The organism is Edaphobacter flagellatus (assembly GCF_025264665.1).
Taxonomy (GTDB): Bacteria; Acidobacteriota; Terriglobia; order Terriglobales; family Acidobacteriaceae; genus Edaphobacter; species Edaphobacter flagellatus.
Window position 1 is genome coordinate 1,347,994 of record NZ_CP073697.1, and the last position, 18,516, is coordinate 1,366,509.

Annotated in this window: 15 protein-coding genes; 5 read left to right on the top strand and 10 right to left on the bottom strand. The window is 58.5% G+C overall.

The window, feature by feature from the left end; all coding sequences use genetic code 11:
- Positions 1-41 precede the first annotated feature (41 nt).
- The 3 genes from KFE13_RS05640 to murA all read left to right on the top strand — a co-directional run bounded on the left by KFE13_RS05640 (position 42) and on the right by murA (position 2,784).
- Entirely contained in the window at positions 42-803 is a 762-nt protein-coding gene (locus KFE13_RS05640) for a carbohydrate-binding family 9-like protein (RefSeq protein WP_260706189.1), read from the top strand.
- A gap of 28 nt (positions 804-831) precedes the next feature.
- Positions 832-1,386: a hypothetical protein gene (locus tag KFE13_RS05645; protein ID WP_260706190.1), complete on the top strand. Its 555-nt coding sequence runs from the start codon at positions 832-834 to the stop codon at positions 1,384-1,386.
- A gap of 114 nt (positions 1,387-1,500) precedes the next feature.
- On the top strand, positions 1,501-2,784 hold the full coding sequence (gene murA, locus KFE13_RS05650; RefSeq protein ID WP_260706191.1) for a UDP-N-acetylglucosamine 1-carboxyvinyltransferase: 1,284 nt from the start codon (positions 1,501-1,503) through the stop codon (positions 2,782-2,784).
- Positions 2,785-2,797: 13 nt separating this feature from the next.
- Here murA and KFE13_RS05655 read toward each other — a convergent pair whose 3' ends face one another.
- Positions 2,798-3,268, bottom strand: coding sequence for a GNAT family N-acetyltransferase (locus KFE13_RS05655; protein WP_260706192.1), 471 nt, complete (start codon positions 3,266-3,268; stop codon positions 2,798-2,800).
- Between the two features lie 105 nt (positions 3,269-3,373).
- Between KFE13_RS05655 and KFE13_RS05660 the strand changes: the two genes are divergently transcribed.
- The gene (locus KFE13_RS05660) at positions 3,374-4,429 is read left to right on the top strand and encodes a LacI family DNA-binding transcriptional regulator (protein WP_260706193.1); all 1,056 of its coding nucleotides are present in this window, start codon (positions 3,374-3,376) and stop codon (positions 4,427-4,429) included.
- Between the two features lie 6 nt (positions 4,430-4,435).
- Positions 4,436-5,593, top strand: a complete 1,158-nt coding sequence (locus KFE13_RS05665) for an MFS transporter (RefSeq protein ID WP_260706194.1) — start codon at positions 4,436-4,438, stop codon at positions 5,591-5,593.
- Positions 5,594-6,206: 613 nt separating this feature from the next.
- Here the strand turns inward: KFE13_RS05665 and mqnE are convergent.
- The 9 genes from mqnE to KFE13_RS05710 all read right to left on the bottom strand — a co-directional run bounded on the left by mqnE (position 6,207) and on the right by KFE13_RS05710 (position 18,516).
- On the bottom strand, positions 6,207-7,376 hold the full coding sequence (mqnE, locus tag KFE13_RS05670; protein WP_260706195.1) for an aminofutalosine synthase MqnE: 1,170 nt from the start codon (positions 7,374-7,376) through the stop codon (positions 6,207-6,209).
- 37 nt (positions 7,377-7,413) lie between these two features.
- The gene (locus KFE13_RS05675; RefSeq protein WP_260706196.1) at positions 7,414-8,931 is read right to left on the bottom strand and encodes a Gfo/Idh/MocA family protein; all 1,518 of its coding nucleotides are present in this window, start codon (positions 8,929-8,931) and stop codon (positions 7,414-7,416) included.
- A 146-nt stretch (positions 8,932-9,077) separates the two neighbouring features.
- Positions 9,078-9,479 (bottom strand): nuclear transport factor 2 family protein, encoded by a 402-nt coding sequence (locus KFE13_RS05680; RefSeq protein ID WP_260706197.1) that lies wholly within the window; start codon positions 9,477-9,479, stop codon positions 9,078-9,080.
- Positions 9,480-10,080: 601 nt separating this feature from the next.
- Positions 10,081-12,108, bottom strand: coding sequence for a WD40/YVTN/BNR-like repeat-containing protein (locus tag KFE13_RS05685; RefSeq protein ID WP_260706198.1), 2,028 nt, complete (start codon positions 12,106-12,108; stop codon positions 10,081-10,083).
- A 113-nt stretch (positions 12,109-12,221) separates the two neighbouring features.
- Positions 12,222-13,853 carry an OmpA family protein gene (locus tag KFE13_RS05690; RefSeq protein ID WP_260706199.1) on the bottom strand — a complete coding sequence of 544 codons (1,632 nt, stop codon included), beginning with the start codon at positions 13,851-13,853 and terminating at the stop codon, positions 12,222-12,224.
- A gap of 244 nt (positions 13,854-14,097) precedes the next feature.
- Positions 14,098-14,715, bottom strand: a complete 618-nt coding sequence (locus tag KFE13_RS05695) for an NADH-quinone oxidoreductase subunit B (RefSeq protein WP_260706200.1) — start codon at positions 14,713-14,715, stop codon at positions 14,098-14,100.
- 90 nt (positions 14,716-14,805) lie between these two features.
- Entirely contained in the window at positions 14,806-15,423 is a 618-nt protein-coding gene (locus tag KFE13_RS05700) for a hypothetical protein (RefSeq protein WP_260706201.1), read from the bottom strand.
- 76 nt (positions 15,424-15,499) lie between these two features.
- Positions 15,500-18,121, bottom strand: coding sequence for a [protein-PII] uridylyltransferase (gene glnD, locus KFE13_RS05705; RefSeq protein ID WP_260706202.1), 2,622 nt, complete (start codon positions 18,119-18,121; stop codon positions 15,500-15,502).
- A gap of 56 nt (positions 18,122-18,177) precedes the next feature.
- Entirely contained in the window at positions 18,178-18,516 is a 339-nt protein-coding gene (locus tag KFE13_RS05710; RefSeq protein WP_260706203.1) for a P-II family nitrogen regulator, read from the bottom strand.

Genomic DNA, 18,516 nt, shown 5'->3' on the forward strand with positions numbered 1-18,516 from the left:
CAGCACGAAGCACTTCCAGCCCTTTATGATGACTGTCACACATGCAAACCTTCCGATCCTTCGCACCACACAACGTCTTCGCCTGTGTCGCATCGCTCCTCATCACTGCGACACCGGCCCTTCACGCCCAAACACCGAAGACCTACGACTGCGTCCGAGCCGAGAAGCCTCTAGTCATCGACGGCAAGCTCGATGATCCCGCATGGCAGAAAGCTGCATGGACCGACGACTTCGTCGACATCGAAGGCGACGCCAAGCCCAGGCCGCGCTTCCGCACCCGCACCAGGCTCCTGTGGGACGACGACTATCTCTACATTGGCGCCGAGCTCGAAGAGCCCGAAATCAAGGCCACGCTCACCCAACACGACTCCGTCATCTTCCACGACAACGACTTCGAAGTCTTCCTCAAGCCGCCTACCAACACATCCGGCTACTTTGAGTTCGAAATCAACGCCCTCAACACCTCCTGGGACCTCTACCTCAACAAGCCCTACCGCGAAGGCGGCAAAGCCGATAACTCCTGGGACATCCCCGGTCTCAAAACCGCCGTCGCGCTCAACGGCACACTCAACAACCCCAACGACAAAGACCACAGCTGGACCGTCGAGATTGCCATCCCCTGGACCGCGTTCCGCTCGCGCCTCCCTGTCGAGCGTCCAAAGCCCGGCACCGAGTGGCGCGTCAACTTCAGCCGCGTCGAATGGAAGGCCGGCCAGCCGAAGGAAGACAACTGGGTCTGGTCGCCGCAAGGCGTCGTCAACATGCACATCCCCGACAAGTGGGGCTATGTGCGCTTCCGCTAACAGCGCTGGCATTTGACGAGCATTACGCTTGAAAAGACGCGGCATACTCACCACAACATTCCACCGGGCTTGTGTTTACTCCTGCAGAGCAACACCGGCAGCCCAAGCGCAGCCGCAAGGAGCAACACAAGGTATGAAACGCATCCTGATTCATTCGACCCTAGCCCTCACCCTGGCCGCGACCGCAGCGTTCGCACAACAGACTGCGCCTGCGCCGGCCGACAACCAGAACAGCGCCGCGCAGCAGCCAGCAGGACCGCACGGTCGCCATCACGCCTTCGATGCACACAAGGCAGCCCAGCACATGGGCAAGAAGCTGGGCCTGTCCGATGATCAGACAGCCAAGCTCGAACCCATCCTCGCCGACCGCCAGCAGAAGATGGCCGCCCTGCGTGCCAATACCAGTCTCACGCCCGACCAGCGCCGCGAGCAGGCGCGCGCTATCCAGAAGGACACCCATACCCAGCTCGCGGGCGTCCTTACCCCCGACCAGATGCAGCAGCTGAAGTCCATGCATCGTGGCCCGCACGGCAAGCAGCAGGGTCAGCAACCCGAGGCCGCAACGCCTCCTTCTGCCAGCTAAAACCGGCGTCACCTGCCCGAAGCCGCACACCTGCACCATTCCGTGTGCGGCTTCGGCTTTTTCCGCACCAATCTCAATACCCATTTCCTCGTAACTCTTCCGTAAACTGGGGCAATGGACAAGTTTGTTGTACGCGGCGGAAACCCTCTACTCGGAACCATCAAAGTCTCCGGAGCCAAGAACTCCGCCCTTCCCTGCATGGCCGCCGCCATCCTCACCGAAGACGAGGTCATCCTCGAAAACATCCCCCAGGTCCGCGACATCGAGACTGAGCGCAAGTTGCTCGCCTCCATGGGCGCCGAAGTCGAGCTAGGCTACGGACGCGCCCAGCACCGCACGCGCATCAAGTGCGGCATCCTCTCCGATCCCGTCGCCAAATACGAGATCGTCAAGACCATGCGCGCCAGCTCGCTCGTCCTCGGCCCGCTCATCGCGCGCACCGGCATCGCTCGCGTCGCCATGCCCGGCGGCTGCGCCATCGGCGGCCGTCCCATCGACCTCCACATCAAGGGCCTCGAGTCCATGGGTGCCACCATCACCTACGACCACGGCTACCTCGAAGCCAGGGCCGACCGCCTCAAAGGTGCACACATCGTCTTCGACAAGATCACCGTCACAGGCACCGAAGACCTGCTGATGGCCGCAGTCCTCGCCGATGGCGAGACCATCTTCGAGAACTGCGCCCGCGAGCCCGAAGTCACCGATCTCGCCGCCCTGCTTGTCGCCATGGGAGCCAAAATTGAAGGCGCCGGAACCTCCACCATCAAGGTGCAGGGTGTCAGCAGCCTCCATGGCGCCCGGCACCGCATCAACCCCGACCGCATCGAAGCCGGAACCTTCCTCATCGCGGGAGCCATCACCGGCGGCGACCTCAACGTCGATTCCTGCGAGCCCGCACATCTCAGCGCACTCATCTCCAAGCTCGAAGAGTGCGGCGTCAAGCTGGACGTCGGCAAAGATCACGTCCGCGTTCGCTCCGGCGCAGGCGAGCTCAAAGCTGCCGACATCTCCACCGAGGAGTATCCCGGCTTCCCCACCGACATGCAGGCCCAGTACATGGCCCTCGCCACGCAGATGGAAGGCACCTCCGTTGTTACAGAAAACATCTTCGAGAACCGATTCATGCACGTTGGCGAGCTCAACCGCATGGGAGCCAACATTACCGTGCAGGGCCGCACTGCCACCGTTCGCGGCAAGACCCCGCTGCAGTCCGCGGCCGTCATGTGCTCCGACCTCCGCGCCTCCGCCTCACTTGTCCTCGCTGCATTGGTCGCTGATGGCGAAACCATCCTCGACCGCGTTTATCACATCGATCGTGGCTACGAGCGCATCGAAGAAAAACTCCGCGGCGTGGGAGCGCAGATCCGCCGCATGGGCGACGTCTTCGGCAAAAAGTAACCGATACGGTGGCTTATAGCGAAAGCCGCTTCCAGTACAACAACGCATCCGCCCCCGGGCCGTAGAAGTCCTCCTCTTCTGCGGCCCGTTCGTATCCGCTCCTCTCATAAAAACGTATGGCGCCCGCGTTCTTCGCATAAACATGCAGCAGCATGGCAACTCCTCCCAAGCCAGCAATCCATGCCTCACCATCCCGAAGCATCCGTTCTCCAATGCCTCTCCTGCGAACCGCGTCGGCCACATCGATCGTGATCACATAACCCACCTTCGCGCCCCGCATCTCCTCTCGATGCACAATGCAGAATCCAGCAATCGCGCCTGCTGACTCCGCCACAACCACCCACGCATTCTCTGCCTCGACATAACGCTGCATCGCCGTCCGGCTGAAGCGGAACGGCGGCGCAAAACAAGCTGCATCCAGCTCCACAATCGCAGCCAGGTCGCGTGGCTCATATCGTCGAAATGTCAGTGCAGCGTCGCCCATCCCCTCATCCCATCACAATCCTCTTCCCTGCACCATCTGTAGAAGAGGTTCCCACTCTCATCCTTGCGATGTAATACTGATGCATCGCAACGTACAGGAAGACGGATGACCAAACGTAAGAGCGTCCCCGATACCGGCAGACCAATCACTCTCAAAACTCTCGCCGAATACCTCGGGCTCTCCCCGGCGACCGTCTCCATCGTCCTCAACAACTCTTCACTCGCCAAATCCATCTCGCCGCAGACCCGCCAGCGCGTGCTCGACGCAGCCAAAAAGCTGCAGTATCGCCCCAATCCGCACGCCCGCATGCTCCGCACCCGGCAAAGCAACACCATCGGTGTCGTCGTCCCTGAGATCAGCGAAGGCTACTTCACCCGCCTCATGCTCGGCGTCGAGCCTTATCTCATGCAGGCTGGCTACCTCTACTTCACCGTCAGCCATCTCTGCCGTCCCGACCTGCTCGAGGAGTACCCCGACCTGCTCATGAGCCGCGCCGTCGACGGCTTCCTGCTCGTCAACACCGAGCTTCGCAGTCAGATCAAGCTGCCCGCCGTCGCCGTCTCCTCCCACATCCCGACTCCCGGAGTCACCAACTTCGTCATCGACCACGACCGCGCCACACGCCTCGCCTTGCGTCACCTGTACGAGCTTGGCCACCGCCGCATCGCCTTCATGAAAGGCCAGCACTTCTCTCTCGACTCCGAGTCGCGCTGGCAGTCCATCACCGCCATCGCGCACGAGATCGGCATCGACATACGTCCCGAGCTCTGCATCTACCTCGAGAAAAATCTCTGGTCCCCCGAGCTCGGCTACCTCCCCGTGCGCAACCTCCTCGACCGTACCCGCGACTTCACCGCCGTCTTCTGCTTCAACGACACCGCCGCCATCGGCGCCATCCGCGCCATCGAAGACGCAGGCCTCTCCTGCCCCCGCGACATCTCCGTCATCGGCTTCGACGACATCATCGTCGCCGAATACTTCAACCCGCGCCTCACCACCGTGCGCCAGCCGCTCGCCAAAATGGGCAGCGATGCCGCCGAGCTCCTCATCCAGCGCATACAGTCCCCCACGCAGCCCTACCCCGAAACCGTGCTCTTCACGCCCGAGCTGGTCGTTCGCGAATCCACCGCCGCCGCACCGCTCCGCCGCACCCGGCCCTGATCCGCAATGTCTCCGCCTGCATCGACTGACGCCGCTCCCGCCACGCCCTGGCGATCGCTCCTGCCCATCTTCCTCTACTTCGCAGCTACAGGCATCGTCACCGTCATGCTGGGCCCCCTTCTGCCTTCCTTCATCCAGCGTTGGCATCTCGAAGACGCCCAGGCCGGCACCCTCTTCTCCTCCTTCTTCGCCGGACAGTTCCTCGGCTCCTGGTTCGCCACCCGCAACCTTCGGTTCAGCCTCCTCGCCGGTGCAGCACTCGCCGCCGCAGGATGCACCGCTCTCCACTGGACCACGTTCCACACCGCCCACCTCGCTCTCGCCACCTGCGGCCTCGGCCTCGGCCTCTCGCTCGCCGCAGGCAACGTCGTCGCCGGAACCAGCTCCGCCAATCGAGCTCGTGTCCTCGCCATCCTCAACGTCAGTTGGAGTCTCGGGGCCATCGCCTGCCCTGCCCTCCTCCACGCCGCCGGCTCCTCTTTTTTCGCCATCGCCGGAGCCATCCTCGCCCTCTCCGGCCTCTGCATCGCGATCACCGGATTGCCCTCTGCAGCCTCTGCTCCCGATGCCGCAGCATCTCCCTCGCGCCTGCCGCTTTCTCTCCTCACGATGCTTCTCTTTGCCGCATCGCTCCTGCTCTACATCGGCACAGAAAACTCTCTCGGTGGGTGGCTCCCCAGCTTCGCCCTGCGGAACAGCACCGTGCTCAGCTCCGCCGCAATTGCTCTCTCGTACTGGTTAGCCGAACTCATGGGACGCCTGCTGCTGGCCGCGCTACCGCCCCACCTCAGCCCGTCCAAGCTCTACCGCGCATTCCTTACCCTGCTCCTCTTAGTGCAAGCCACGCTTCTGCTCACACCCCATCCAGCAAATACCCTCATCGTCGCCGCAGTCATCCTCAGCGGAGTCGCCCTCGGCCCGCTCTATCCTCTCCTCGTCTCTCTCCTTCTCGCGCGTACCGGACAGCACCCTCGCCTCGGCGCTCTCTTCGCCTGCGCCTCTCTCGGCGGAGCCATCCTTCCCTGGCTCACCGGAGCAGCCTCCACCCGCTTCAGCACCCTCCGCGCCGGACTCTGCATTCCGCTCATCGGTGTGCTGGCCATGCTCCTCTTTTCCTCCGCCACCCAACAGCCCGCCAGCGACACGCAGAAATCATCCGCTTAAAAAGCGGAACCAGGCGCAAAGGCCCGGCTCTCTCATAACAAAATTTGTATTGGACGCAGCATAGCTGCCTCACAAGTGATCTTTCCCCACACACCCCGGGGTCACGCAGCGGAGGCCCAACAGGCCTCCGCACTTCGACTTACCCCACCCGTTAGCGGTTGGTCGAGAAGCGGAACTGATCGCGAAGGGTAATGGAGCAGATCACGCACAGAGCAACGATAGACGGCAGAAAGAATACGTACATAAATGCCTCCTCAGGCAAAAGTGAATTAGGTCCCCGGTGAATCCTTGTGGTCATCGGGAGCGTCCTGCACTCTGCCTTATTGCAAACGTGCGGCCAATCTTTAAAAGCCGGTTATCCACCGGAAAATGGCCGTTTGACCCCCTCCCACTGGCTCTGAAGAGGGAAATCTGCGCATTCGAGGGAAAATCAGTTCCAAAAGATTGCCACCATGAGTGGCAAAACTTTTCACATTGCCACAAGTAACCAGAAAAGCGAGACTTTTGGGCAAAAGACAGGCCTCCCGGCCTACCTTAGGGCCGCAAAAACTCGATCCGGCACCCACAAGGAGTGCCGGACCGATGTTTCAACCGCTCAATTGAAAAGCGGCAATTAGACTGCAATCGTAAAGCTGTCCTCGCTGCGAGTCACCGCACGGTACATCGTGTCCCGCTCAAACGGCACACGCCCCGCCTCCGTAATCAGCCGCACCAGATCCTTGCGCCGCAGCCCCTGCGGAGTCGTCGCGCCCGCATCGTGGTAGATCTTCTCTTCCACCACCGTGCCGTCGATATCGTCCGCGCCGAACCGTAGCGAGATCTGCGCCATCTTCGGCGACACCATCTGCCAGTAACTCTTGATGTGGGCAAAGTTATCCAGCATCAGGCGGCCAATCGCAATCTGCTTGATGTCCAGCATGCCCGTTGTCTTGGGAATATGCGCCAGCGCCGTATTGTCCGGATGGAACGACAGCGGAATAAATGTCTGGAACCCGCCCGTATCGTCCTGCACCTCGCGCAGCCGGATCATGTGGTCGACCCGGTCCTCATCGTTCTCGACATGCCCGTAAAGCATCGTCGCATTCGACCGCAAACCGATCTTGTGCGCCGTCCGCGCCGTCTCCAGCCACTCCGAGCCGTCAATCTTGTGATCACAGATGATGTGCCGTATCCGGTCGGCAAAAATCTCCGCGCCGCCTCCCGGCATCGAATCCACACCCGCGGCCTTCATCCGCTCCAGCGTCTCCGGAATCGTCATCTTGCCGCGCTTGGCCAGAAACGCAACCTCGACCATCGTGAACGCCTTGATGTGGACCTTCGGGAAGCGTTCCTTCAACCCGCGCACCAGGTCCATGAAGTACTCGAACGGCAGATCGGGATGCAGCCCGCCCACAATATGGAACTCCGTCACTGCCTCCGTATAGCCCTCGCCCGCCGCCGCCCAGGCTTCCTCGAGCGCCATCGTATACGTCCCCGCCTCGCCCTTCTTGCGCCCGAACGCGCACAGCCTGCACGAGGCCACGCAGACATTCGTCGGATTGATATGGCGGTTCACATTGAAGTACGCCACATCCCCATGCAGCTTCTCGCGAACATAGTTCGCCAGCCAGCCCACAGCCAGAATGTCGCCGCTGCGATACAGCGCCACCCCGTCGTCGAAGCTCAATCGCTCCCCGGCAAGCACCTTCTCTGCAATCGCACCCAGCGCCGGATCGTCCGTTTGAAAGGAGTGCCGCGGCTGCTGCGCCGCCTCCAGGCCACGCGTATTCGCCTCAAAGCTCATACAACGATTCTACGCTCTCCCGCTCCCTGCCGGTACGCTACGAAAGGGCCCAGCCGGAACGGTTTTGCCGCCGTATAAACGGCGCCGCCTGCGGACAATTTTTGGCAACCATCTTCGGGCCATCCCACTCGATCTTCTGGCCAACACGCAACGACACGCAGCCCAGCAGCATGATCTCCGTCAACCGCGCGGCGACGTCAAAACGCGAGTAGCACATCTCCGGCTTGTTTTCCTTGATGGCAACGAGCCATTCCTGTGCATGCGCAACAACACCATTCCCCTCATGACGATTCCGCAGAATCCGCTCCGGATACTGCGCCATGGCCGGATGCTTGAGGTAGTTGACGAATTTCTCTTCGCCCTTCAATTTGATGAAGAAATTCGTCCCATAATCGTCCGGCGAAAACACCATACCTCCCTCGCCAATCAGCAGACAGCCGCTATCCGGAACCTTGCCCTGCAGCGCCACGATATCCGCCGTCAGTTCGATCGGAGGCTTGTTGCTCAGGTCATGGCCACCACGGGCTGCCGGGTCAGGCTGGCCGCCGTCATACCACCACAGCGTCACCGCATCGTGCTCGATCTTCCTGTAATGGTGAAAAAGATGCGGATGCTCAAGCGGAATGCGGCCCTGGCGCTTCGGAAAATCGAACCGAATCTTGGACCCGACGGGATACGATTCCTTATTCATCTGGCCGAAGGGCATCGCTTCAATCGTCGTCGGGTGATCGAGATCTAAAGCGCGAAACGGCATATTCACCGTATGGCAGGCCATATCGCCCAGCGCACCCGTACCGAAATCCTGCCACCCACGCCAGTTGAACGGCTCGTAAACTCCTGCCTTCGGATTGCTGCCTCCCTTATAGGGCCGCATCGGCGCAGGCCCAATCCAGACATCCCAGTCCAGCGTCGCAGGAACCGGGTCTTCTCCCACGGGACGCTCCATCGCCTGCGGCCAGACCGGGCGGTTCGTCCAGACATGAACCTCATGCACCTGACCGATAAGTCCGTCCTGAATCGTCTCCACCGCGCGGCGCAAACCGTCCGAGGCGCTGCCCTGGTTGCCCATCTGCGTAACGATCTTTCTCTTGTGGGCCATCTCCCGCAGATAACGCGCCTCATAGATCGTTTGCGTCAATGGCTTCTGGCAAAACACCGCCTTGTTCCTCTTCATAGCCGCCGACGCCACAATCGCATGCATATGATCCGGCGTCGAAACCGTCACCGCATCGATCCGGTCGCCCATCTGATCCAGCATCTGCCGAAAATCCTTGTAAAACTTCGCATTCGGATATTTCTTCGTCTGCGTCTGATACGCCTCCGAACCCGTATCCACATCGCACAACGCGACGATATTCTCGCCCGCACAGGCATCCGTATCGCTCCGGCCTTTTCCTCCAACGCCGATGCAGGCAATGTTCAATTTGCTGTTGAGGTTCTGTCCGCGCAAAAACGCAGGCGCACCAAGCACGAGAGCACCGGCAGCCAGAGAACTCGTTTTGATAAATTCACGACGATCGACACGCGACAGCGCAGCGGTCTCAGGAGCGTTCACAGAGGATAATTTTTCAGATGGTTTCGACACGCGCCCAGAATACACTGCCCCGACATTCTGAGCGTGGTGGATCAACAGATCGAAACCGAGTGTGCAACCATGGATTCCTGCATCCATGCGTCACCCACCCGTAGTGTTATTTCGCGTCAGCCCATCTTCCGAACCCACTGACTCCGCCATGCAGGAGCCTCGAAGGGGTCAGCGAAATATTGTGTCTCGTGCACAACCTTGCCATCCCGAAACTCCATGATGCTGACCGTGTATGCCGGTCGTCCCTGATAGAGAATCGTGTACTCCGTAACCCAAAGATTGCCGCCTCCGAGAATTCGTCTTACCTCGAAACCCGATGGCTTACCCGGATGATGACTTCGCAGAGCCTGTAAATTTCTTCGCCCCACGATGCGTTCGCCCGACTGTGGATAGTCACAAATTGCATCGTCCGCGTAAATATCGTGCTCTGCCTCCGCATCGCCTGCTGCCGACGCGCGCCAATGTTGGTCGAGAGCCTTCTGTATCTGTTCCTGATCTGGAGAATATTCGTTTGTCATATAGCTCTGCCTTATGGAAAGAAATCTAAGACTGCGTTCATGCGATGTCCAGGATCAAAGACCATCGGAATACCCGCAGGGCACCTTATTCCTGAAATCGGTCTCGGGCTGAAAAAATTTGGGTGCCTGGCGTGTGGCCCATACATCCAATCAGCCACGGCCATCGGGGAGTGAATACGTCAGGACGGAACGTCTGAATTGCCTCCCTCTTGCTCAGCCGCAAATCTCGCCCGAGCCTTTCGAAAGATGTGTCAGCAATAGCACCGAAGTGCGACTTCCATTGTCCTTGAAAACCCTGCCCCGACGAAGGTCGCATGGCCGCCGAAATTTAGCCAAAAATTCCTGTCAAGCCCCTGAAATTTGCATCTCACTCATTTCAAAGCCAATAGAACGCCAAAAATCTGCCGATTAGTTTCCCTCGCCTCGCTATACTTAAACCAGTCGAATCAAATAAAGAAGCCCCGACCTTTTAGTCGGGGCTTAACTCTTTATAAATCAATATTTTTGCACTTAAACCATCTGTTTCCAATATTTTACCCTGTGCAAATCGCACAAGCCATTGAAAACAGGCTGCTTTCCCGTCCACCCTGGGGGGAGGGGGTTAGTGCTTCACCTCGGCCGAGTTCGTCATCTCCGGTTGGATCACGATACCGTCAAACATCGTCGCACCCACCAGGTGATCGCCCACCGGACGCACAAGACGCATGTTCCATCCCGTGTTCCAGTAGGTCACCTTCTTGTCCGGAAGATGCGCGGCAAAGACCAGCGTCGTCGGGCTGTTTGCTGTCACCAGCACCCGCTCTCCGCGCTCGTCGTAGAAGATGTTGTTCACGTCGCGCATAAAGAGGTTCTGCACAATGTGCCAGCTTGCGCCCTTGTCCTCCGAGAGGTAAACGCCTTCGCGGCCGCCGATCCAGAGTCCGCCGAAACCATCGACGGCGACCGCCGCAATCTGCGTCAGCTCCGATGGAGGCGTCACCGGAGTCCACGTTTTACCGCCGTCCGAAGTCAGCTCCGCCTTCGAAAGCGAAGCCGCAAACGTCACGCCCTTCTGCGACGCGACCGCGTACCACAGGTGACCCTGCGGATCGGCCGCCAGCGCCCAGCTCTGGCCCGAATCCGTGCTCTTCAGAATCCCGGCAGACGTCGCAGCATAAATCGCATCGCCATCGCGCGTGAAAGCAAAAACCGTTCCATCAAATGGCTTCGCTGCAGGCTTCACAACCTTCTTTACCGGAGCCTTCGCAACTGGCTTGCGCGCGCCCTTCCTGGTCGCAACAACCGGCTTCGCGACAGCAGGAGTCTCTACAACCGGAAGCTCCAGCGAGACCTTCTCCACCTTCGTCCACGTTGGACCGGCCAGCCGATAGATTCCGTGACGCGTTCCCGCAACCAGAGAACCATCCGGAGCCTGACCAAGACTGAAGACGTCATGCGCCTCAAGCCCGGCATTCTTCTGTGTCCACGTCATTCCACCATTGCTGCTGACGAAAACGCCGCCCCACGCCTTGTCGTTCACCAAACCAACATAGATCGTGTTCGGCTGACGCTGGTCTTCGACATACGACGTAATCTGACGCGACGAAAATCCTGCATTCGCAGGCTTGAAGCTCGCGCCGCCATCGTTCGAAACCAGAACACCACCACGATCCGTTGCCAGCAGAACACGATTCGTGTCCGTCGGATTGATGTAGACATCATTGACGATCAACTCAGGCCCCGACATGCGAACCCACGTCTTGCCCGAGTCCACCGTGCGATAAAGACCTTCCGTCGTGCCCGCAAAGACGATGTTCTGGTGCTGCGGATCCTGCATCAGCACGCGCGTACGACGCGCCGTCGAAGGAATTCCCTGGATCTTATGAAATACAGAGCCTAAGTCTTCGCTCTTATAAATACCCGAGCATGCACTCGCATACATAACGCCCGGGTTTACCGGATCGATGATGATCGAGAAGACATCGGAATCATCAATCACACCATTCTTCGACGTGATGTTGCTCCAGGTCACGCCGCCATCCGTTGTCTTCCATGGAAGATGCCATGTGCCGGCAAAGATGATCTTCGGATTTTTGGGATCGATCGCAACTGACTCGACCTCATGAATCTCGGTGCTTCCCGGAGGGCTGATCAGCGTCCAGTGCGCGCCACTGTCATTCGATTGATAGACTCCCTTGAGCGTACCGGCAACGAACATCTTCGGATCAGAGGCAGCGTTCGCCAGAGCAAGGACCGACTGCCCCTTCAGCTCGGGAATCGTCTTCCAGGTCACACCCGCATCATCGCTGGTGAAGAGATCGCCAACCTGACCGCCAAGCACCCACGCACCAACCATGACGTGGTTGGTATTGAGCGGATCGACCACGATCGAATCCAGTACCAGATCATCGCGCTTGCCGACCCGCGCAAGACGCTTCCACTCTGCGCCTTCATTGTGCGACTCGTAAATCCAGCCGTTCGCGGTGCCGAGATACAGATGGTTCTTGTCGTGTGGATCGGCAGCAATCGAGCGCGCATCTCCACCATCCGGTCCAAAAGGCAGCCAGCCTGTTACTGCAGCCTGAGAATGGAAGACGGGAAGAAACAGAATAGAAAGGAGGGCAACGAGGGATATCCGGTTGGTTCGCATAGTTCTGTGAAGAAGTTTACCGAATTGCTAATAGCCCAGTCATTACGAGGGAAAAGAAAAAGGCTGACTGGGTTGGTTCCCAGTCAGCCTTTTGTTCGACTTACTCGTTAGAACTACTTCTTCTTGTGGTGCTTTTTGACAGGAGCCGTGCGCGACACAACCTTCGTGGCGCTCTCGTCAACTGGCGTCAGGCCAGACTGGTCGAGCGTCGCTCCGGTCGGGATCAGCGTGGAGGTTACCGACTTGCCGTCCTGCGATCCGGTGTAGACCGAGATACGGCTTGCGTCGATGCCCTTCTCCTTGACCAGGTAGTCCTTGGTGTTGACTGCGCGAGATGCCGCCGCCTTGCTGCCAGCCTTCTCGGTGGATGCTGCGTTGCCGACAACAGCCAGCTTCGCATCCGAGGAGCGCTGCATGTTCAGAGCGATGTCATCCAGGCAAGCCTTAGCTTCGTTGTCCACGCGGGTCGGGCGCTTCTTGTCACGATCGAAGGTGATCGAGCAGAGAGCCTGCGTCGTCGGAGCCGGAGGCGCCGGAGGAGCATTGACCGTAACCGTCGTGGTGCAGGAAGCCGACTGACCCTTGTCATCAACCACATTCGCCGTCACCGTGATGGTTCCAGGTGCTGCGCCGGTCGTGTTGAGGGTTGCCGATGAGGTGTTACCCGTGACCGAACCAGCCGTCGAGCTGTAGCTGTAGGTCAGAGGACGATTCTGCGGGCTGACGCCGTTAGCAGTGATCGTCGACGAGTCGCCAGGAGCAACGGTCGAGGGCGATGCCGAGCAGGTGACCGTCGGAGGCTGATACGCCTGAACGGTGAACGGTGCCGAGCAGTCTGCCATCTCACCAGGCTTGTTGCCCTCGGAGACATGACCCTTGACGGTGTAGCTGCCGGGGTTCAGGTTCGTCGTCGTGACATTAGCCGTGTTGCTGGTTCCCGAAACGGTACCACCGTCCGAGGTCCAGTTGTAGGTGGCCGTCTTCTTCGGGTTCAGATTCGCAGCCGTACCGGTCACAGTGATCGGGTCGCCAGGATAAACGGTCGAGGGCGATGCCGAGCAGGTGTAGGTGACAGGAGGAGGAGGAATGATGTGGCCGAAGTGCGTAACGATACCGGTGCTGAGGTCCACGCCGTTCAGGTTCGCACGTCCACCCATCTGACCTGTAGTGGGAGGAGGCGTATACGGACCAAAGTTCGCGTGGATATAGCGGTAGTCAGCCTCAAAGAGACGGAACGAGAAGCGGTGATTGAAGAACGGCAGATCGTAGTCCATACCACCGCCGGCAGTCAGAGCCGGTCCCCACTGGTAGGGGTTGTGGTAGATGAAGGGATTCGACAGGTTCGGACCACCGAGCTTCGCGCCGCCAGCAAGGCCGTGAGCGAAGAGGGTGAAGTTTTGCATCGGAGCGCGGAAGATGGGGCCAGCCGAAGCCGTGTACAGACCATCGTTCTTTCCGTCGGGATGCGCAACGAAGTTGATCTCGCCGCCGAAATACTTGTTGAAGTAGTAGGCACCGCTACCGATCGCACCGAGGTCAACCGAAGAATAGTTGATGCCAGCTGGCTTCAACTGTCCGTGCGCACCAAAGTACGAATAGCCGGTGAACAGATCAAAGCGTGATGGATTTGCGCCCACCGGGGCGGCTGTGCTGGGAGTCTGCGCACCCAGACTCGCGACTCCAAGGCTGACTGCACACGCAGCCAGTACGAACCGGCCAAAACTACGTAAAGGGCTATAAACCATTACACTTCCTCCGCTCAAATACTTGCATTTTTTATGAGCCTGAACAGTACGCATTTCTCGAAGGTTACTGAACAGGTTAATAAATTCCAATAAACTGCTTCGATTCTGTAAAGCTTACCTTAGTTGCTAAAGCTATCGCTAAAAAAAATACTCTACGGTAATACTATTTTCAATAGTTTACCTTTCGTGCAACAGGGTATCCGAAAGAGAAGAATCTTCCGAGTTACCCAAGTCACCTCTTGTTCTACGCAAGGTTCAGAGTCTTTCGTACTGTACCCCGCTCACTCTGAATCTTCTCCTGGAGCAGCGTAATCGCATACAGCAACTGCTCCGGGCGCGGCGGACAGCCAGGAACATAGATATCCACCGGAATCACCTGATTCACTCCCTGCAACAGGGCGTAATTATTGAAGACACCACCCGAAGTCGCACAGGCTCCCATCGAGATAACCCATTTGGGTTCAGGCATCTGCTCATAAAGGCGGCGGATCACCGGCGCCATCTTCTGCGAGACGCGACCAGCGATAATCATCAGATCGCTCTGCCGGGGCGAAGGCCGAAAAACCTCTGCGCCAAAGCGAGCGATATCGTACCGCGAACCGCCCATGGACATCATCTCGATCGCGCAGCAGGCCAGGCCGAAGGTCATCGGCCAGACAGAATTCTTTCTGACCCAGTTGATGGCTGCATCCAGCGAGGCCAGCACGATGCCTTCCGGCTGGTCATATCCCCAGTTAACTTCTTTGAGCTTCTCCTGGTTTTTTGCAGAGCTCTCAAGGTTGCCGAAAAGGTAGCGATCACCCTTCTGCGGCACATCCGTGGGCCGTCCACTGCTGGTATTGCCGTTTGAAACTGTGCTCATGTAGCCATGATAGAGCGGCGGATCGTGTTTGGGACGAATTATTCGGATATTTACGAGCTGAACAGGAAAACCAGCATGCAGGCGAATCGATTACCGACCACACGAAACCGGCTTGAGGCTTAGACGGCGGTCAGGCCTGAATCCTTGAGGAAGCTCAAGCTCGACACGAAAGCGCATGGCAGTGATCTTTCCCAGAGGTGATGTTTTTCCATCGGTAGGCGTTTCGATCGTATGCGCGGTCGCAGCAAAATGCGATGCTACGGGCGCCACAGTGCGCGCCTGATCTCCCGTTCCTGGTATCAGGCGTGCATCGAGGATCGTAAAGGTAGCTGCGGGAGCCTGGCTGGCTAACTCTGCAAGCTGTGTTTGCGCCGAAACGGAAGCAGGCCCTTTCGACTCGTACTCCTCGTACGCCTTGAGCATCCGAATGAAGTTCGCATCACTGGCAGCGAAATGAAAACGGCGAGGATTCCAGCCGATAGCATCCTGCGCACGAAAGCTGTAGTCGGTGCTGATCAGCAATGGGCTGACCGAGCGATACGGCGGAGTCGCCAGTTCAGCGTAATCGTGCGATGGACGCGGTTTTCCTGCAGGTAGTACGCGCACAATCCAACCCGATGCGAGCGGTTCCAGCATCAGTTCCAGGCCGGTGCCGATGGGGCTGAGAAATGATTCGCCTGCTCGTACTTCGCCTTCAAGTGTTGCCACATTACATCGCTTTATGGATGGCTGCGCAATAGCGGCGGCGGAGCAAATTGTCATTACAAGGCAGCATGCCGCCAACTTACCGTGCATTCTCTTCCATGGCCTCAAGCAGCGCCGTGCGCAGAGCACGCTGTTGTTTCTTTTCAAGCTTCGCCCCATTGTGCGTCAGATAAAAGACGTCGATCGCTGTTTCGCCTTCGGTATCGATCAACGCTACCTCAATGTTAAGGCCGTTTGCCGCAATGGTAAGACTCAGAACACGCAGCAGACCGGGAACGTCTTGTGCAACGACCTCAAGCAATGTGCTGTGGGATGAAGCCTCGTCATCAAAGGTGAAGCGAGGGGTCACGACAATCTTTGGAGCTTTGCGCCTTGCACGACGGCGACCGCTTAACAGCTTCTCTACGGAGATAGCACCGGACATGACGTCATGCACGCTTTTCACAAAGCGCTCGTGCTCAGAAGAATTCATCTCAAGCGTGCGAAATGTATCAGTAAAGCGAAAACTGTCGACGACGATTCCGCCACGATTGGAGAATGCGTCTGCCGTGACAATATTCATTCCCCAGGCCGCGAGTGCACCTGTCATATTGGCAAAAAGTTGTGCGCGATCAGGGGTAACGACCGTCAGCTCGCTGACCCCGGGCGCATAACGGAAATCAAGTTGTACGCGGTCTGCATCCAGCTGCTGCGACATGCGGAAATGCGTGCGAATCTGCTCTGGCGCACGCGTAAGAACATAACGCTCGGGGAAGCCTTCGAGGAAGTCTGCAACGGCAGCTCTCTGGTTTGGGAGTAACGCGGCGACACGATCTACCAGTTCGCGCGCCTCTTGTCCGCCTACGCGGTCATCATCGACGCTGCGGTCGAGATAGTTCGCCGTTGCGATGTAGAGACGCCACAGATTCTCTGCCTTCCACGGAGTCAGCGCGTCAGGATGAACGGCGTTGATATCGGAGTAGGTAAAAAGGGTGAGCATACGCAGCAGCTCGGGCGTCTGCACCTTGCCGGCAAAGGCACGTACCGTCTCGGCGTCGAAGATGTCGCGACGCAGTGTGGAGGACATCTCCAGATGCAGCGCGATCAGGTTGGTCACAAGATCGCTCTCGTAGGGATCGAGCTCCAGCCGAGCAAGAACGCTTTGCGCAAGACGTGCGCTCTCCTGTGCATGATCGCCAGTGCTGCGGCCTTTGCCTGTATCGTGCAGAAGAGCCATCAGGTAAAGGACTGCGGGATGCGGCAACTCACGCAGCAGCGCGCCAACCCTCGATGCCCACTCACCACGGTGGCCAGTCTCCGGTCTGGTCGCACTATTGAGATTGTGCAATGTATCGATCAGCACAAAGGTGTGTTCGTCAACGGTGTAGCGATGGTAGGCATCGCGAATGACCAACGCATCGATGCCGTGGAATTCGGGGATGATGAGCTCGAGGATGCCGAGGACATGCATTGTGCGCAAGGCATCGCCTGCATATTGGCCAATCAGGATTCGCTGCAGCTGTTGCCAGAGCGCAGGACCTTCTTCGAGATTGGCTGAAAGCTGTCCAATAGCCTGGGCAAGCCTGTCCTCAGTTTCGCGGGCGAGCCTGGCCCCGGATTGCGCCATCGCGCCGAAGATACCGAGGACGATCTCCGGATCTTGAGCAGGATCATCCGATGTGGAAGGATTGAGCACGATGCGGCCACGTTCGATATGGAAGCCGTGGAAAGGATCGGATTTGCTCTCGCGCCGGAAGCTCAGCTTCCTTGAAGCGCTCTTCTGCGGAGGCAGGTCCTCGATCTTCCTGGTCAAAGAGCGCTCAACAATGCGCGCATAACGGAAATAAGCACGCATCCAGTACGCTGCATCGATCGTGACGCCCTCATTGTGCTGCAACCCGATGGCAGCTCTTGCTGCTGCATCCTGCGCCTGCCAGTCGAGTGTGTTGTCGTCGCGGTCGTGTCGATAATGCAGAAAGCAGCGGACCAGACGCAGGAACTCCACGGCTAGCCGAAACTCCGCCTCGTTGTGGTGTGGCTCACTCAGCGATGGATCGAGCGTAGCCAGCCATCCGCAGACATGAACATCACGCAAACCACCGGGGCAGTCTTTGATATTGGGCTCGAGATGGAAGAGCGTATCGCCATACTTCGCATGACGCTCGCGCGTTAGCTCCAGGAGGCGCGACAGAATAGATTTCCTGTCACGCTCGATCATTTTAGGGACTGTCTCTCCTGCCAGCCTGGCATAGAGATCAGCGTCTCCGGCAAGAAAACGATGGTCCATCAGCGAGAGGGTGAACTCGGCATTGTCGGCGGAAAATCGCTCGCACTCGGCTAACTTTCGAGTCGCAGGCGAGACACGGATGCCACAGTCCCACATATCCTGTCCGATACGCCGAATGGTTCCTTTTACGTCTTTTTCCTGCACACGAGAATCGAGCAGAAAAAGCAGATCGACGTCAGAGTAGGGGAAGAGCTCCTTGCGACCATATCCTCCAATTGCAAGGATGGAAACACCTTTAGCGATGCCACGATCAGCTGCCAGTGCGAGCTGCCAGAGGGCGGTGACCAATGCGTCCGTGGCTACAGTACGTGCGGCAAGCGTAGCCGAACCCGACGCTCCAGCCTCGAAGGCGCCACGGATCTCGAGCATCCTTCGCTGATACTGGCGCTGGTGTTCTGCGCGCAACTCGATGCCTTTGGACTCGTCCGACTGCATCTTCTTCTCCCGAGCCTTCAGCTTACCCTGATGCGAGAAAGCGCACGTACTGCTGTTTACAGCGCGATCTCACCGCGTTCGTCGTTGCGGATGCGAATCGCCTCATCGATCTTCGAGATAAAGATCTTGCCGTCGCCAATCGTTCCCGTACGTGCCGAAGTAATGATGGCCTGCACAGCGCGATCGACCATCTCGTCGGCGACGACGAGCTCGAGCTTCACCTTGGGCAGCAGATCGACGGAGTACTCGCGACCACGATAGACCTCAGTGTGTCCCTTCTGCCGGCCATGCCCACGCGCCTCAAAGATCGTCATGCCATTGATGCCAATCTCGACCAGCGCGTCCTTGACCGCATCCAGCTTCGACGGCTGAATCACCGCTTCAATCTTCTGCAT

Coding starts and splice junctions, on each gene's coding strand:
- KFE13_RS05665 (WP_260706194.1), top strand. CDS start 4,436: ATGTCTCCGCCTGCATCGACTGACGCCGCTCCCGCCACGCCCTGGCGA.
- KFE13_RS05695 (WP_260706200.1), bottom strand. CDS start 14,715: ATGAGCACAGTTTCAAACGGCAATACCAGCAGTGGACGGCCCACGGAT.
- mqnE (WP_260706195.1), bottom strand. CDS start 7,376: ATGAGCTTTGAGGCGAATACGCGTGGCCTGGAGGCGGCGCAGCAGCCG.
- KFE13_RS05655 (WP_260706192.1), bottom strand. CDS start 3,268: ATGGGCGACGCTGCACTGACATTTCGACGATATGAGCCACGCGACCTG.
- KFE13_RS05660 (WP_260706193.1), top strand. CDS start 3,374: ATGACCAAACGTAAGAGCGTCCCCGATACCGGCAGACCAATCACTCTC.
- KFE13_RS05685 (WP_260706198.1), bottom strand. CDS start 12,108: ATGCGAACCAACCGGATATCCCTCGTTGCCCTCCTTTCTATTCTGTTT.
- murA (WP_260706191.1), top strand. CDS start 1,501: ATGGACAAGTTTGTTGTACGCGGCGGAAACCCTCTACTCGGAACCATC.
- KFE13_RS05690 (WP_260706199.1), bottom strand. CDS start 13,853: ATGGTTTATAGCCCTTTACGTAGTTTTGGCCGGTTCGTACTGGCTGCG.
- KFE13_RS05640 (WP_260706189.1), top strand. CDS start 42: ATGCAAACCTTCCGATCCTTCGCACCACACAACGTCTTCGCCTGTGTC.
- KFE13_RS05710 (WP_260706203.1), bottom strand. CDS start 18,516: ATGCAGAAGATTGAAGCGGTGATTCAGCCGTCGAAGCTGGATGCGGTC.
- KFE13_RS05680 (WP_260706197.1), bottom strand. CDS start 9,479: ATGACAAACGAATATTCTCCAGATCAGGAACAGATACAGAAGGCTCTC.
- glnD (WP_260706202.1), bottom strand. CDS start 18,121: ATGCAGTCGGACGAGTCCAAAGGCATCGAGTTGCGCGCAGAACACCAG.